We start from the raw sequence: 13,955 nt of genomic DNA, 5'->3' as shown, positions 1-13,955 counted from the left end.
GAAACAAAGGATTTCAACGGATGGATGCGACCGGCACGGCGCTTGACCTCACTTTCTGGATGACCGTGGGGTCGATACTCGGGCTTCTGGTGCTGTCGGGGTTCTTCTCGGGCAGCGAGACGGCGCTGACCGCGGCCTCGCGGGGCAAGCTGCGCGCGCAGGCGGAGAAGGGATCAAAGGGGGCCGAAACCGCGCTCATCATCACCGAGGACAACGAGCGGCTGATCGGCTCGGTTCTGTTGGGCAACAACCTTGTCAACATCCTCGCCGCGTCGCTGGCCACCGCGCTCTTTACCCGGCTCTTCGGCGAGAGCGGCGTGGCGCTGGCGACGCTGGTCATGACGCTTCTGGTGCTGATCTTCGCCGAGGTGCTGCCCAAGACCTATGCCATCACCAATGCCGAGACCGCCGCCGCGCGCACCGCGCCGCTCATCGTCTGGGTGATCCGCGTGTTCAACCCGATGGTGAGCGCGGTGCGCTGGTTCGTGCGGCTGATCCTGCGCTGTGTCGGCGTGCAGGCCGATCCCGACAGCCATATCCTTGCCGTGCGCGAGGAAATCGCGGGCGCGCTCTATCTTGGCCAATCCGAAGGCGTTGTGGAAAAGGAGGACCGCGACCGCATCCTCGGCGCGCTCGATCTGGGCGAACGCGCGGTCGAGGAGATCATGCTCCACCGCTCGCGGATCGAGATGATCGACGCGGGCGACGAGCCGCAGTCGATCCTTGATCAATGCCTCAAGAGCAATCACACCCGTCTGCCGCTTTATCAGGACGATCACGACAACATCATCGGCGTGGTTCATGCCAAGGATCTGTTGCGCGCCATGCACAAGCTGGTGAGCGAGAGCGGCAAGGGCGCGGCGGCGCTGGCGGAATTCGACATCCGCAGCATCGCGCGCAAGCCGTATTTCGTGCCCGAAACCACCACCCTCGATGACCAGATGCGGCAATTCCTGCGGATGCGCAGCCATTTCGCGCTGGTGGTGGACGAATACGGCGCGCTTCAGGGCCTCATCACGCTGGAGGATATCCTCGAAGAGATCGTGGGCGAGATCGTCGACGAGTTCGATGCCGTCGCCGATCACATGGTGCGCCGCACACCCGAGGGCGATTACCTCATCGACGGGGCCATGACGATCCGCGACCTCAACCGCGCGCTGGACTGGTCGCTGCCCGATGAGGCGGCCAACACCGTCGCGGGCCTCGTGATCCACGAGGCGCAGATGATCCCGGCGGTGGACCAGGTGTTCATCTTCCACGGCTTCCGGTTTCAGGTGATATCACGCAAGGACAACCGCCTGACCCGGCTCAAGATCCGCAGGCTCTGAGCGGCGCTAGTTGTTGCGGATCTCGTCGGCAATGGCCTGCATCTGGTCCTGCGGCAGGAAACCGCGCAGCATGTGGTCATCCATGACGAAGGCGGGCGTGCCGTTGATCCGCAACCGCTGCGCCAGCGCGTGATTGGCGGCGATGACCTCGGTCACTTCGTCGGTCTCCATCTCGGTGATGATCGCGTTGGCGTCGAGGCCAAGCGCATCGGCCAGCCGGGTAAAGCCGGCCGCGTTCATCGCGCCGTTATAGCTCATGAGCGCATCATGCACCGACTTGTAGGCCGCGTCGCCCGCCACCCGTTTCGTGGCAATGGCAAAGCGCGAGGCCGCGACGGACTCTTCCCCGAGGATCGGAAATTCCTTGAGAACGAACCGGATATTGCCGTCCGCCGCCAGAAGCCCCTCCACCTCGTCATGGGCGCGGCGGCAAAAGCTGCACCGGTAATCCATGAATTCGACCAGCGTGATATCGCCCTCGGGGTTGCCGCCCACCCAATCGCCCGGCGCGCCAAAGAGCGCATCGGCATTCGCGCGCACCAGTTCCACGTCGGCGGCGGCCTCACCGGCGGCCTGCCGCTCTTCGAGCACGGCGACGGCCTCCATGATCACCTCGGGGTTTTCCAGCAGGTAGGCGCGGATCTCCGCGCGCAGCGCATCGCGCTCGGTGTCGGCAAGGTTTCCCAGATCAAGCGCCTGCGCGGGCAGCGCGGTGCCCAGGGCGACGATGGCGGCGGTCAGACTGAAGCGCATGGTCACTATCTCTTTCTCCCGTTCTCTGCGGTCTCGGCCGCGTGTAGCACATCCTGCGCGCGACGCCAGCCGGGAGAGCCCTGCGGCAAAAGACCCGAGGCGCGCTCGGCATGGATTTGCGCGTCCTTCAGGCGGCCCGCCAGGGCGTAACGCTCGGCGGTGAGGACAGAGGCCATGCCGTTATTGCCAAGCTGTGCCTCGGCCTGTGCCAGATCCCGCAACACGCGGAAATCCCGCCCGTCGCGGGCGCGCGCGCTTTCCAGAACCTTCGCGGCCTCGCGCACCTGACCGTCAGCCAGCAGCGCACGCCCATAGGCCCCGAGAACGAGCGCATTGCGCGCATCGAGATTGGTGGCGCGGGCATAGGCGGCCACGGCGGGCTTGATCTGGCGGCTCTCGATCAGGATCTGGCCACGCAATTCGTGGTAATGGGCGTCCTTCGGTCGCAGGGCAATGGCCCCGTCAATCGCCGCGAGCGCGCGCCTGAGATCGGCCTGCCGGTGATGCGCCACCGCCTGCCGCATCAGCTTGACATCCTCGAAGCCCGAGTCACCGGCGCGGGCAAGCGTCCATTTCGGATCGCGCTGAAACGCCGAAAGCTTGCCTTTGGCGCGCGCGAACCAGTAGTCCGCCTCGCGATCCGGTTCGGCGCGCCAGGCCTGCGCCTCGGCCAGCGCCCGGATGCGCCGCACCCGGTCACGCGACAGCGGGTGCGTCTGCGCATAAGCGTCCTGCCGCGTGAGCGAGAGCGATTCCTGACCGGCGAAAAGGTCCATGACCTGAACCGCGCCGCGCGGGTCGACACCTGCGCGCAACATGAAGCGCATCCCGCTCTCGTCGGCGGCGTTCTCCTCGGCGCGGGTATGGGCGAAGAACCCCCGCATCGCGGCCCCCTGCGCCCCCGCCGCCGCCCCGGCCCCAAGCGCGGCATTGCCGGTCGCGGCCCCCGCTATCCCGGCCAGGATCGTGCCAAGCACCGCGGCGTTGCGGGCATCGCGCAGATGGATCGGGCGGCGCATCAAATGGCCGTTGGCGATATGCGCAGCCTCATGCGCAATCACCGCCTGCAGCATCGCCGGGGTCTCCATGCGCTGGACGAGACCGGAATGCAGAAAGATATGATCGGCATCGACCACGAAGGCATTGAGGCTGGGCGCGTCGATGATGAGGATGCTCACCCGCTCGGGGCTGAGACCCGCCGCGCGCAGGATAGGGGCCGCAAGAGTGCGCATCGCGTGCTCGATATCGGGATCGCGCAGCAGGGTTATGGCGCGGGCCGGGGCCGCGGCGGTCAGGCTCAGAACCAGGAGGGCCGCGAATATGCGCAGGCTGAGCATTGACCTTGACCGCCTTTCCCAGTGAAACGGGGTCGCAACCCCTGCCGTGAGGAGGAATGTAATGCGTCCGGCCCGCCGATCCAAGGTTGATCCGTTCATCGTCATGGATGTCATGGAGGCCGCGCGCCGCGCCGAAGAGGCGGGGCGGCGCATCATCCACATGGAGGTGGGCCAGCCCGGCACGCCCGCGCCCGCAGGCGCGCGCGCGGCGCTGGCCGCTGCGATGGAGGCGGGCGCGCTTGGCTATACCGTGGCGCTTGGCCTGCCCGAGTTGCGCGCGCGCATCGCAAGGCACTACCGCGACTGGCATGGCGTCGATCTCGACCCGGCGCGCGTGGTGGTGACACCCGGCTCGTCGGGGGCGTTCATCCTTGCGTTCACGGCCCTGTTCGACGCCGGTGCGCGCGTCGGCATCGGCGCGCCGGGCTATCCCAGCTATCGCCAGATCCTGCGCGCGCTCGATCTGGTGGCGGTGGATATCGAGACCTCGGCGGAAAACCGCCTGCAACCCGCGCCAGGCGATCTGACGGGCCGCGATCTGGCCGGGCTGCTGGTGGCCAGCCCCGCCAACCCGAGCGGCACCATGCTCGACCGGACCGCGCTCGCCGCGCTGATCGGTGCCGCGCAAGCCGGGGGCGCGGCCTTCATCAGCGACGAGATCTATCACGGCATCACCTACGAGGGCCGCGCGACAAGCGCGCTCGAGATCACCGACGACTGTTACGTGATCAATTCCTTCTCCAAGTATTTCTCCATGACCGGCTGGCGCATCGGCTGGATGGTGGTGCCCGAGGACCATGTCCGCACCATCGAGCGGCTGGCGCAGAATCTTTTCATCTGCCCGCCCCATGCCAGCCAGATCGCGGCGCTTGCCGCGATGGACTGCACCGAAGAGCTGGAGGGCAACATGGCCGTCTACCGCGCCAATCGCGCGCTTATGCTCGACGGGCTGCCAAAGGCCGGGTTCGACCGGATCGCGCCACCCGACGGGGCGTTTTACGTTTATGCGGATGTGCGCCACCTGACCGATGACAGCCGCGCGCTGGCCGCCGAGATTCTCGACAAGGCAGGCGTGGCGGTGACGCCGGGGCTTGATTTCGACCCTGCGCGCGGCGCGGGCACGCTGCGCTTTTCCTATGCGCGCAGCACCGCCGATATCGAGGAAGGGCTGGCACGCCTTGCCGCCTTCATGGCCGCACGCGGCTGAACCGCTGCCACATTCCTGCCACATACATTGCCAAAAAGCGCCATTTGCCGGCGCTATCGTGAGGCTTGGCCAAGACATGACCGAAAGGAGGGACTCATGCGGACGATCAAGGACGGCTATCGCGGGGTCCACGTGCTTTTCCGGCTGAATGCCGATCTGCTGCTTTTTGTGGCGACCCTCGTCGTCGCGCTGCTCGCGGCGGGCTATCTGAGCACGCTCTGAGCCGCGCGCATTCGCGTTTTGACAAGCCCTGACAGACGGGGTAGTGACTTCGGTCAATGGGATGTCTGACTGGGTTTGACTTATGAACGGAATTCATGCGGCGCGCTGCCGGGCGTCTTTTTCAACGCGCCTCACTGCGATCCTGGGGCTTTTGGTTTCGCTGGCTCTGTTCGGTGCCGCAGCACCCGCACAGGCGCAGGATTTCCGCTTCACCGAGGTGGTCATCGAGGGCAACCAGCGGATCGAGGGGGCGACAATCCTGTCTTTCGCGGGCATCGAGCGCGGCGAAACCGTGAGCGCGGGACAACTCAACGACGCCTCGCAGCGCATCCTCGCCTCCGGCCTCTTTGAAACCGTCGAGGTCGAGCCGCGCGGCAACCGTCTTGTCATCAAGGTGACCGAGTTTCCGACGATCAACCGCATCGCGTTCGAGGGCAACAACAAGATCAAGGACGAGGATCTTTCGGGCTTCATCCAGAGCCGGTCGCGGCAGGTGTTCAGCCCGACACTCGCAGAGCGTGACGCGGCGACGATTTCCGAGGCCTATTCCCAGAACGGACGGATTGCGGCGCGCGTGACCCCCAAGGTGATCCGCCGCAGCGACAATCGTGTCGATCTGGTCTTCGAGATCTTCGAGGGGCGCGGAATCGAGATCGAACGCATCGGCTTTTCCGGCAACCGCGAATTCTCGGATCGTCGCCTCCGGCGGGTGCTCCAGAGCAAGCAGACCGGTCTTTTGCGCGCCTTCATCCAACGCGACAGCTTTGTCGAGGACCGGGTGAATTTCGACCGCCAGGTGCTGACCGATTTCTACAACTCGCGCGGCTTCGTCGATTTCCGCGTGACCGGCGTCAATGCAGAGCTTGCCCGCGAGCGCGACGCCTATTTCCTCACCTTCACCGTGCAGGAAGGCCAGCAATTCAGCTTTGGACAGATCACCACGGTCAGCGAATATGCCGGCGTCGAGGCCGAAGAATATCATGACACGCTCAAGATCCGCCCCGGCATTGTCTATTCGCCCACGCTTGTGGAAAACTCCATCACGCGGATGGAGTTGCTTGCCGTCAAGAACGGGATCGATTTCCTGCGGATCGAGCCGCGCATCACCCGCAATGACCGCGATCTGACCTTGGACGTGGAATTCGTGTTGCAACGCGGGCCGCGCGTCTTTGTCGAACGTATCGACATCGAGGGCAACACCACCACGCTCGACCGTGTCATCCGGCGTCAGTTCCAGACCGCCGAAGGCGATCCGTTCAACCCCCGCGCGGTCCGGCAGGCCGCCGAACGTATCCGCGCCTTGCGCTTCTTCGAGAATGTCGACGTGAACGCCCGCGAAGGCACGCGCCCGGATCAGGTGATCATCAAGGCCGAGGTGGAGGAAACGACGACCGGAACGGTCTCGGTCGGGGCCAGCTTTTCGACCGATAACGGCCTCGGGCTTCAGTTCGGTTTTTCCGAGCGCAACTTTCTCGGGCGCGGACAGCAACTCACCTTCAACATTTTCGGCACCGCCGATAACGTCAACTACAATATCGGCTTCGTCGAACCGGCCTTTCTGGGGAGAGACGTGGCCCTCGGTCTCGATTTCGCCTTTCAGGAAACCGACAGCGACAACAGCCTGTTCGATACCGCGACCGGTATATTCCGCCCCAGCCTGACCTTCCCCACCGGCGAGAACACGCGTTTTGGCGTGTTCTACAACCTGTCTTACAACGAAATGTCCGACTATAACGGCACCTCCGGCATCCTGCAGAACGAGGTCAACCAGGGGGCCTTGTGGACAAGCTCGGTCGGCTACGAATTTACCTTCGACACCCGCCGCAAGGGGCTCAATCCCAAGGCCGGGGTGCTTTTGTCCTTCGGCCAGGAATTCGCCGGTCTCGGCGGCGACAACGAGTTCATCAAGACCACCGCGCGCGCCGTCGCAGAGACCGACGTTTTCCGCGAGGAGGTGACATTGCGCGCAATTCTCGAGGGCGGGGCGATCCATTTCAACAGCGGGCAGGGCAGCCGCTTCATCAACCGCTTTTCCAATCCGATCATCCGCGGTTTCGAGACCAACGGCCTCGGCCCGGCCGAACTGACCCCCGGCGGCAGCACCGAACAACTCGGTGGCGACTTCTTCGCCGCACTGAAATTCGAGGCCGAATTTCCCCTGGGGCTCCCCTCGGAATTCGGCATCACCGGCGGCGCCTTCTACGACATCGGCTCGATCTGGGGCATCGACAACAAGGGGTCGGTGGCACCCGGCAACACGCTGGCCTCCTCCGGGTTCGAGCCGCGCCATGTGATCGGTCTGTCGTTGTTCTGGGATTCGCCCTTCGGACCAATCCGGATGGACTTTTCCAACGTGCTGAAATCCGAATCGAGCGATGTAGAGCAGAGCTTCAACCTCTCGGCGCGCACCAATTTCTGATATGCGCGCCCTTGTGATCCTGCTTTCGGTGCTTGCGCTCTTTGGCGGGACCGGCGGGCGCGCTCAGCAACTCGGTGTGGTTCAGAGCGATGTGCTCGTGATCGACATCGACCGGCTCCTGAACGAAAGCGCCTATGGCCGCCGCCTTCAGGCAGAGATCGAAGTGGCGCGCGACAACCTCATTGCCCGCAATGAGCGTGTCGCTGCCGAGCTCGAGGCCGAGGAGCGCGCCCTGACCGAACAACGTGCCACAACGGCCCCCGAGGCCTTTCGGGACATGGCGAACGCCTTCGACGAGAAGGTGACCGAATTGCGCCGCGAGAGCGAGACGCTTTCGCGCGACCTCGAACGCCGCCGGGATCTCGCGCCCATCCAGTTCATGCGCGTGGTGCAACCGGTTCTGGGCGAGGTTCTGACAGAGGCCGACGCGGCGGTCCTGCTCGATGTGCGCAGTGTCATCCTGCGCGCAGAGGTGGCCGACATCACCGATCTTGCCATCGCACGGATCAACGCGCGAATCGGTTCCGGGCCGGTGGTGCCTCCGCCACTGACCGAGAGCGAGGACAACCTTGCCCCCGTCCCGCCTCAGTAGCGCGCTTGCCGCGCATCGCGCCGCTTGCTAGGTCAAGGACCACGTCAAGCCGAGAGGAGCCGCCATGACCGACCCGTTGAAAACCGCCGATATCCACCTCATCCAACGGATCATCCCGCACCGCTATCCGTTCCTTCTGGTGGATCGCGTGGTGGATATCGACGGCTATAAATCCGCGCGCGGGATCAAATGCGTGACGATGAACGAACCGCATTTCCAGGGCCATTTCCCGGACAAGCCGATCATGCCGGGGGTGACCATTGTCGAGGCCATGGCGCAGACCTCGGCAATCATGGTGGGGGTTGGGCTCGATCTCGCGGATCGCAACATGCTGGTCTATTTCATGGCGATCGAGGCGGCCAAGTTCCGCCGCATGGTGGTGCCCGGCGACGTGCTCGAGCTTCACATGGAGACCAGGCGCGGCAAGCCGGGCGGCAAGGTCTGGAAATTCGCGGGCCGGGCCATGGTCGGCGACGAACTGGCGGCAGAGGCGGAATTCACCGCGATGATGGACATGCCCGCCGCCTGAGCCATCCGCTTGCAAGACGTCACGCGGCTTGCTATCGAGGGCAAAACCCGACGAAATCGCTCGGATCAGGAAAGAGGCCCCGGTGCAAGCCCCGCCCCCCCGGTTAGAGATCAGGAACCTCAAGCGCAGCTATGATGGCCGGCGGGTGGTGGACAACGTCTCGCTGAAGGTCATGCCCGGTCAGGTGACCTGCCTGCTCGGCCCCTCGGGCTGTGGCAAATCAACGACACTGCGGATGATCGCGGGCGTCGAGATGCAGGACAGCGGCGAGATCCATGTCGATGGCAAGCTGATCTGCGACACGGTCTTTCGCATCCCGCCCGAGCGGCGTCAGATCGGCCTCATGTTCCAGGATTTCGCTCTGTTCCCGCATCTGAGCGTGGCCGAGAACGTGGCCTTTGGCCTGCGCACCTCGCGGCCCGAAAAACGCGCGCGGGTGCTTGAATTGCTTGAGCGGGTGCATCTGTCGCACCATGTCGACGCCTTCCCTCATGAGCTTTCGGGGGGCGAGCAGCAGCGCGTGGCGCTGGCGCGCGCACTGGCCCCGCGCCCGCGCATCATGCTGATGGACGAGCCGTTTTCGGGCCTCGACAACCGCCTGCGCGACGGCATCCGCGACCAGACCCTCGATATCCTGCGCGAGGAGGACACCGCCGTTCTTCTGGTCACGCACGAGCCCGACGAGGCGATGCGCATGGCCGATCAGATCGCGCTCATGCGCGACGGGCGCATCGTGCAGCAGGGCGCGCCCTACAATGTCTACAACGCGCCGGTGGATCGCAGCGCGATGGCGTTTTTCTCCGAGATCAACGTAATTCGCGGCACCGTGCGCAACGCGCTGACCGAAACGCCCTTCGGTCAGTTTCTCGTGCCCGGCGCGCCGGACGGTCTGAAGGTGGAAATCGTCATCCGCCCGCAGCATATCCGCATCGACTTTGACCGCAGCGGGCATGGCCCCAACCCCACGCCCATTGACGGCACGCCCGCGCGCGGCGTGGTCGAGCGCGCGCGCTTCATGGGCTCCGAGAGCCTGCTGGAATTCCGCATGGATCACGACGGCTCGGTGCTCAAGGCAAGCGTGCCCAACGTGTTCCTGCCCAAGCCGGGCACCGTGCTCTGGCTGATGATCCGGCGCGACCGCTGTTTCGTCTTTCCCGTGAAGGCATGAGCGGGCGCGCAGCCATCGCGGCTTTGCTCATCGGGGTGCTGGCAGGCGTGCCGCTCGGGGCCGAGCCGCGCCAGAGCCGCGCCCCCCTTGGCGAGGCGATCCGCGAGGTGCTGATCGACACGCCCGCGCTCCTCGGGCCGCTGGTGGCATCAGACCCCGCACCGATGGATATCTACGCCGGGGCGGTGGCCGATGATCTCGACCTTCTGGCGCGCGAAGCGCCGCGCCTCTTCGCCCCCGGCCTGCCTGGCTTCGGTCCGGGGGGGGCCGCAGCAAAAATCGCCTTTTTCACCGCGCCCGATTGCCCCGAATGCGCCATGGCCGAGGCCGAGTTGCGCGCGCTGGCCGCGCGGCTTGGCCTGCGGGTCAGCCTTTTCGACATGGACCGCGACGCGGCTCTCGCCGCCCGCCTCGGGCTTGACATGGCCCCGTCCTATGTCATGCGCGACCGTCTCTTGCGCGGGGCCATGCCCGCCATCGTGCTCGAGCGCTACCTCGCCCCCTGAGCGGCCCCCTTCCCCCTGCCCCGGCCTTGCTTTAAAGACCCGCGCATCAGGCCCCCCGAAGGAGCGCAGCCATGCAGGACCCGACCATCACCCCCGATCTGATCGCCGCGCATGGCCTCAAGCCCGAGGAATACGACCGCATCCTCGAAATCATCGGGCGCGAGCCGTCCTTCACCGAACTTGGCATCTTCTCGGCCATGTGGAACGAGCATTGTTCCTACAAATCCTCCAAGAAATGGCTGCGCACCCTGCCCACCACCGGGCCACAGGTGATTTGCGGACCGGGCGAGAATGCGGGCGTCGTCGATATCGGCGACGGGCAGGCGGTGGTGTTCAAGATGGAGAGCCACAACCACCCCTCCTATATCGAGCCTTATCAGGGCGCGGCCACGGGCGTCGGCGGCATCCTGCGCGATGTCTTCACCATGGGCGCGCGACCCATCGCGGCGATGAACGCCTTGAGCTTCGGCGCGCCCGACCACCCCAAGACGCGCCAGCTTGTGCATGGCGTGGTCGCGGGCGTGGGCGGCTATGGCAATTGCTTCGGCGTGCCGACCGTGGGCGGCGAGGTGCGGTTCGATCCGGCCTATAACGGCAACTGTCTGGTCAACGCCTTTGCCGCGGGTCTCGCCGATGCGGATGCGATTTTCTACTCGGCGGCCAGCGGTGTCGGCATGCCGGTGGTCTATCTCGGGGCCAAGACAGGACGCGACGGGGTGGGAGGCGCCACCATGGCCAGCGCCGAATTCGACGAGTCGATCGAGGAAAAGCGCCCGACCGTTCAGGTCGGCGATCCCTTCACCGAAAAGCGCCTGATGGAGGCGTGCCTCGAGCTGATGCAGACCGGGGCCGTCATCTCGATTCAGGACATGGGGGCGGCGGGCCTGACCTGTTCGGCGGTGGAGATGGGCGACAAGGGCGGGCTTGGCATTCGGCTCACGCTTGATTCGGTGCCACAGCGCGAGACGGGCATGAGCGCCTATGAGATGATGCTGTCGGAAAGCCAGGAGCGGATGCTCATGGTGCTGCGCCCGGAAAAAGAGGCCGAGGCGCGGGCAGTCTTCGAGAAGTGGGATCTCGATTTCGCCATCGTCGGCGAGACCATCCCGGAGGACCGGTTCCTGATCCTGCATGGCAATGCGGTCAAGGCCGACCTGCCGCTGTCAAAGCTGGCCTCCTCGGCCCCCGAATATGACCGCCCCTATATCGAGGCCACGCCACCCGCGCCGCTCGATCCGGCCACCGTCCCCGCCATCGAGCCCATCGACGGTCTCCGGGCGCTGATCGGGTCGGTCAATTACTCTTCGCGCCAATGGGTCTACGAGCAATATGACACGATGGTCATGGCCGACACGGTGCGCACGCCCGGCCTTGGCGCGGGCATGATCCGGGTGCATGGATCGGGCAAGATGCTGGCCTTCACCTCGGACGTGACACCGCGCTACGTGGCCGCCAACGCGCAAGAAGGCGGCAAACAGGCGGTGGCCGAGGCCTATCGCAACCTCACCGCCGTCGGCGCGGTGCCGCTGGCCACCACCGACAACCTCAATTTCGGCAATCCCGAAAAGCCCGCGATCATGGGGCAGTTCGTGGGGGCCATCCGGGGCATAGGGGCGGCCTGCGCGGCGCTCGACATGCCGATCGTGTCGGGCAATGTCTCGCTCTATAACGAAACCGACGGGGCCGCGATCCTGCCCACGCCGACCATCGGCGCGGTGGGGATCATCCGCGATCCCGAGACGGCGATTCTCGGGCAGGCGCGCGAGGGCCACGTCGCGCTTCTTCTGGGCGAGACGCGCGGGCATCTGGGACAATCGGCCCTTCTGGCCGAAGTGTTCAACCGCGCCGAGGGTGACGCACCACCCGTGGATCTGGAGGCCGAGCGCCGCCACGGCGAGTTCATCCGCGCCAATCACACGCTCATTCGCGCCTGCACCGACCTTTCCGATGGCGGGCTGGCACTTGCTGCCTTCGAGATGGCCGAGGCGGCGGGTGTGGGTGTCCATCTTGACGCGGACGACATGGCGACGCTCTTTGGCGAGGATCAGGGCCGCTATCTCATCGCGTGCAATTTCGATCAGGCCGAGGCGCTGATGACCGAGGCAGGTCGCGCGGGGGTGCCGCTCTCCTCCGTGGGCCGCTTTACCGGCGACAGCGTGCGGCTGGGGCGCAGCGAGGCCCCGCTGGCGGAGTTGTCGGCGCTTTATCGCGGCACGTTCGGGGCGGTATTCGGCTAGGCGCGCGCCCCGCCCTGCGAAGGTGGTGATCTTTGGCGAAAGAGATCCTCCGGTCAAGCCGGAGGATGACGGCCGATACCAGAGGATGGCGCCCCTGTCCCTTCACGTTTCGGCGAGGGCCGTGGCGCGGATTACCCGCCTGTGGCAGGCTGATCCTGAGAGCCAACCCACAGGACACCCCGCCATGCCCCGCCTCATCGCGCTTCTTGCCCTCCTCCTGCTGCCGCTCCCGCTTGCAGCCCAGACCACACCCCCCAACGCCGAGGCCGGAACCGAGGCCGAGCCGCCGATGACGCTCGAGCGGCTGGATGCGATCATCCGCGCCCTTGACCCGGAGGTGCAAACGAACGGCACCATGTGGCAATTCACCGTCAACGAGGTCATCGTCCTCATCGTCACCGACGAGGCCGCAGACCGGATGCGCGCCATCACGGCGGTGCGCAAGGCCGAGGACGTGTCGCCCGAGGAACTGAGCCGCCTCATGCAGGCCAATTTCGACAGCGCGCTCGATGCGCGCTATGCCATCGCCAAGGATCTGCTGTGGTCGGCCTTCATCCACCCCCTGAAGCCGCTGGAAAAAAATCAACTCATTTCCGGAATCGGTCAGGTCGTGAACCTCGCGCAGAGCTATGGCACGCTCTATTCCGGGGGGGCGCTGCAATATGGCGGCGGCGACAGCGGCGCGTTGCAACGCGCGCTGATCGACGATCTGCTCAAGAGGGGCGAGGAAATCTGAGCCTCCCTTGCACGCGCGCGCCCTCGAGGCTACATCTGGCGCAGACGACACCGGAAGGACACGCCCCATGGCCCTGCTCGCCTCAGACATCGAAGCGCTTATCCGCGCGGCCCTGCCCGATGCCAAGATCGCCGTCGAGGGCGATGACGGCGTGCATTTCGCCGCCGAGGTCATCGACGAGCGCTTTCGCGGCATGAACCGGGTGCAGCAGCAACGCCTTGTCTATGCCGCTCTCAAGGGCAAGATGGACGGGCCCAACGGGGCCATCCACGCGCTCGCGTTGACCACCAAGGCCCCGGACTGATGTCGGGCGCGACCCTCATCGTGAGTCTCTCGGCTCTTGTGCTGATCGTGGCCGTTTTGCGCGGCGCGCAGGCGCTCCGGCAGGACCGCGCCGCCGGGCGCGGCACCGCCCCCGGCGAGGGCCACAGCGTGATCGATGCGAATTATTCATCCGGCGGGGCGGGCGGCGGCCATCACATGAGCTACCGCATTCCCCGCGACCCGCAAACCTATGCCAAACTCTTCATCCCGAAGGACCGCAGGAAATGACCGACGCCAAGACCCGTATCACTGAGACCGTGACCGCCAACCCCGTGGTGCTCTTCATGAAGGGCACCAAGGACATGCCGCAATGCGGCTTTTCCAGCCGCGTGGCGGGGGTGCTCAACTACATGGGCGTGGATTTCGCCGATGTGAATGTGCTTGCCGACGAAGAAATCCGGCAGGGCATCAAGGATTATTCCGACTGGCCTACCGTGCCACAGCTTTACGTGAAGGGCGAATTCGTGGGCGGCTGCGACATCGTCACCGAGATGACGCTCTCGGGCGAGCTTGATCAGCTCTTCGAGGCCAATGGCGTGACCTATGACAAGGCCGCCGCCGAGAAAATCCGCGAGGCCAACGCCTGAGGGCGGGCGC

The 13,955-nt window shown here is 65.4% G+C and carries 15 protein-coding genes; 13 read left to right on the top strand and 2 right to left on the bottom strand.

Annotated features, from left to right (window positions below; translation table 11 throughout):
• Positions 1–20: 20 nt before the first annotated feature.
• Positions 21–1,328, top strand: a complete 1,308-nt coding sequence (locus ACSSV8_RS11080) for an HlyC/CorC family transporter (protein ID WP_454282460.1) — start codon at positions 21–23, stop codon at positions 1,326–1,328.
• A 6-nt stretch (positions 1,329–1,334) separates the two neighbouring features.
• Here ACSSV8_RS11080 and ACSSV8_RS11075 read toward each other — a convergent pair whose 3' ends face one another.
• Together ACSSV8_RS11075 and ACSSV8_RS11070 are read right to left on the bottom strand one after the other, a co-directional pair.
• Positions 1,335–2,081: a DsbA family protein gene (locus ACSSV8_RS11075; RefSeq protein WP_354537342.1), complete on the bottom strand. Its 747-nt coding sequence runs from the start codon at positions 2,079–2,081 to the stop codon at positions 1,335–1,337.
• 5 nt (positions 2,082–2,086) lie between these two features.
• A complete protein-coding gene (locus ACSSV8_RS11070; protein ID WP_454282459.1) occupies positions 2,087–3,418 on the bottom strand; it encodes a M48 family metalloprotease in 1,332 nt (443 codons plus the stop codon).
• 61 nt (positions 3,419–3,479) lie between these two features.
• Here ACSSV8_RS11070 and ACSSV8_RS11065 point away from each other — a divergent pair, with 61 nt between their 5' ends.
• The 12 genes from ACSSV8_RS11065 (at position 3,480) to grxD (ending at position 13,945) form a co-directional block, all read left to right on the top strand.
• Positions 3,480–4,625, top strand: a complete 1,146-nt coding sequence (locus ACSSV8_RS11065) for a pyridoxal phosphate-dependent aminotransferase (protein WP_454282458.1) — start codon at positions 3,480–3,482, stop codon at positions 4,623–4,625.
• A gap of 96 nt (positions 4,626–4,721) precedes the next feature.
• Entirely contained in the window at positions 4,722–4,847 is a 126-nt protein-coding gene (locus ACSSV8_RS11060) for a hypothetical protein (RefSeq protein ID WP_354537345.1), read from the top strand.
• Positions 4,848–4,929: 82 nt separating this feature from the next.
• Complete coding sequence (gene bamA, locus ACSSV8_RS11055) at positions 4,930–7,266, top strand: outer membrane protein assembly factor BamA (protein WP_454282457.1); 2,337 nt, start codon at positions 4,930–4,932, stop codon at positions 7,264–7,266.
• Position 7,267: 1 nt separating this feature from the next.
• Positions 7,268–7,858, top strand: coding sequence for an OmpH family outer membrane protein (locus ACSSV8_RS11050; RefSeq protein WP_454282456.1), 591 nt, complete (start codon positions 7,268–7,270; stop codon positions 7,856–7,858).
• Between the two features lie 64 nt (positions 7,859–7,922).
• Positions 7,923–8,387 carry a 3-hydroxyacyl-ACP dehydratase FabZ gene (gene fabZ / locus ACSSV8_RS11045; RefSeq protein WP_354537348.1) on the top strand — a complete coding sequence of 155 codons (465 nt, stop codon included), beginning with the start codon at positions 7,923–7,925 and terminating at the stop codon, positions 8,385–8,387.
• An 82-nt stretch (positions 8,388–8,469) separates the two neighbouring features.
• Complete coding sequence (locus tag ACSSV8_RS11040) at positions 8,470–9,555, top strand: ABC transporter ATP-binding protein (protein WP_454282455.1); 1,086 nt, start codon at positions 8,470–8,472, stop codon at positions 9,553–9,555.
• Positions 9,552–10,061, top strand: coding sequence for a hypothetical protein (locus tag ACSSV8_RS11035; protein WP_454282454.1), 510 nt, complete (start codon positions 9,552–9,554; stop codon positions 10,059–10,061). Before ACSSV8_RS11040 ends, ACSSV8_RS11035 begins: the two co-directional genes overlap by 4 nt.
• Before the next feature lie 71 nt (positions 10,062–10,132).
• The gene (gene purL, locus ACSSV8_RS11030) at positions 10,133–12,298 is read left to right on the top strand and encodes a phosphoribosylformylglycinamidine synthase subunit PurL (RefSeq protein WP_454282453.1); all 2,166 of its coding nucleotides are present in this window, start codon (positions 10,133–10,135) and stop codon (positions 12,296–12,298) included.
• A 184-nt stretch (positions 12,299–12,482) separates the two neighbouring features.
• Complete coding sequence (locus ACSSV8_RS11025) at positions 12,483–13,034, top strand: hypothetical protein (RefSeq protein ID WP_354537352.1); 552 nt, start codon at positions 12,483–12,485, stop codon at positions 13,032–13,034.
• 67 nt (positions 13,035–13,101) lie between these two features.
• Entirely contained in the window at positions 13,102–13,338 is a 237-nt protein-coding gene (locus ACSSV8_RS11020) for a BolA family protein (protein ID WP_354537353.1), read from the top strand.
• On the top strand, positions 13,338–13,586 hold the full coding sequence (locus tag ACSSV8_RS11015) for a hypothetical protein (RefSeq protein ID WP_454282451.1): 249 nt from the start codon (positions 13,338–13,340) through the stop codon (positions 13,584–13,586). The genes ACSSV8_RS11020 and ACSSV8_RS11015 overlap by 1 nt, the downstream gene beginning before the upstream one ends.
• Positions 13,583–13,945, top strand: a complete 363-nt coding sequence (gene grxD / locus ACSSV8_RS11010) for a Grx4 family monothiol glutaredoxin (RefSeq protein WP_354537355.1) — start codon at positions 13,583–13,585, stop codon at positions 13,943–13,945. Before ACSSV8_RS11015 ends, grxD begins: the two co-directional genes overlap by 4 nt.
• The last annotated feature ends 10 nt before the right edge of the window (positions 13,946–13,955 follow it).

The organism is Roseovarius sp. MBR-79, assembly GCF_053628555.1.
This window is presented reverse-complemented; position numbering and strand designations above follow the sequence as displayed.

Bases quoted from the DNA above. Each gene is read 5' to 3' on its own strand.
- ACSSV8_RS11080 (WP_454282460.1), top strand. From the start codon at position 21: ATGGATGCGACCGGCACGGCGCTTGACCTCACTTTCTGGATGACCGTG.
- ACSSV8_RS11075 (WP_354537342.1), bottom strand. From the start codon at position 2,081: ATGCGCTTCAGTCTGACCGCCGCCATCGTCGCCCTGGGCACCGCGCTG.
- ACSSV8_RS11070 (WP_454282459.1), bottom strand. From the start codon at position 3,418: ATGCTCAGCCTGCGCATATTCGCGGCCCTCCTGGTTCTGAGCCTGACC.
- ACSSV8_RS11065 (WP_454282458.1), top strand. From the start codon at position 3,480: ATGCGTCCGGCCCGCCGATCCAAGGTTGATCCGTTCATCGTCATGGAT.
- ACSSV8_RS11060 (WP_354537345.1), top strand. From the start codon at position 4,722: ATGCGGACGATCAAGGACGGCTATCGCGGGGTCCACGTGCTTTTCCGG.
- bamA (WP_454282457.1), top strand. From the start codon at position 4,930: ATGAACGGAATTCATGCGGCGCGCTGCCGGGCGTCTTTTTCAACGCGC.
- ACSSV8_RS11050 (WP_454282456.1), top strand. From the start codon at position 7,268: ATGCGCGCCCTTGTGATCCTGCTTTCGGTGCTTGCGCTCTTTGGCGGG.
- fabZ (WP_354537348.1), top strand. From the start codon at position 7,923: ATGACCGACCCGTTGAAAACCGCCGATATCCACCTCATCCAACGGATC.
- ACSSV8_RS11035 (WP_454282454.1), top strand. From the start codon at position 9,552: ATGAGCGGGCGCGCAGCCATCGCGGCTTTGCTCATCGGGGTGCTGGCA.
- purL (WP_454282453.1), top strand. From the start codon at position 10,133: ATGCAGGACCCGACCATCACCCCCGATCTGATCGCCGCGCATGGCCTC.
- ACSSV8_RS11025 (WP_354537352.1), top strand. From the start codon at position 12,483: ATGCCCCGCCTCATCGCGCTTCTTGCCCTCCTCCTGCTGCCGCTCCCG.
- ACSSV8_RS11020 (WP_354537353.1), top strand. From the start codon at position 13,102: ATGGCCCTGCTCGCCTCAGACATCGAAGCGCTTATCCGCGCGGCCCTG.
- ACSSV8_RS11015 (WP_454282451.1), top strand. From the start codon at position 13,338: ATGTCGGGCGCGACCCTCATCGTGAGTCTCTCGGCTCTTGTGCTGATC.
- grxD (WP_354537355.1), top strand. From the start codon at position 13,583: ATGACCGACGCCAAGACCCGTATCACTGAGACCGTGACCGCCAACCCC.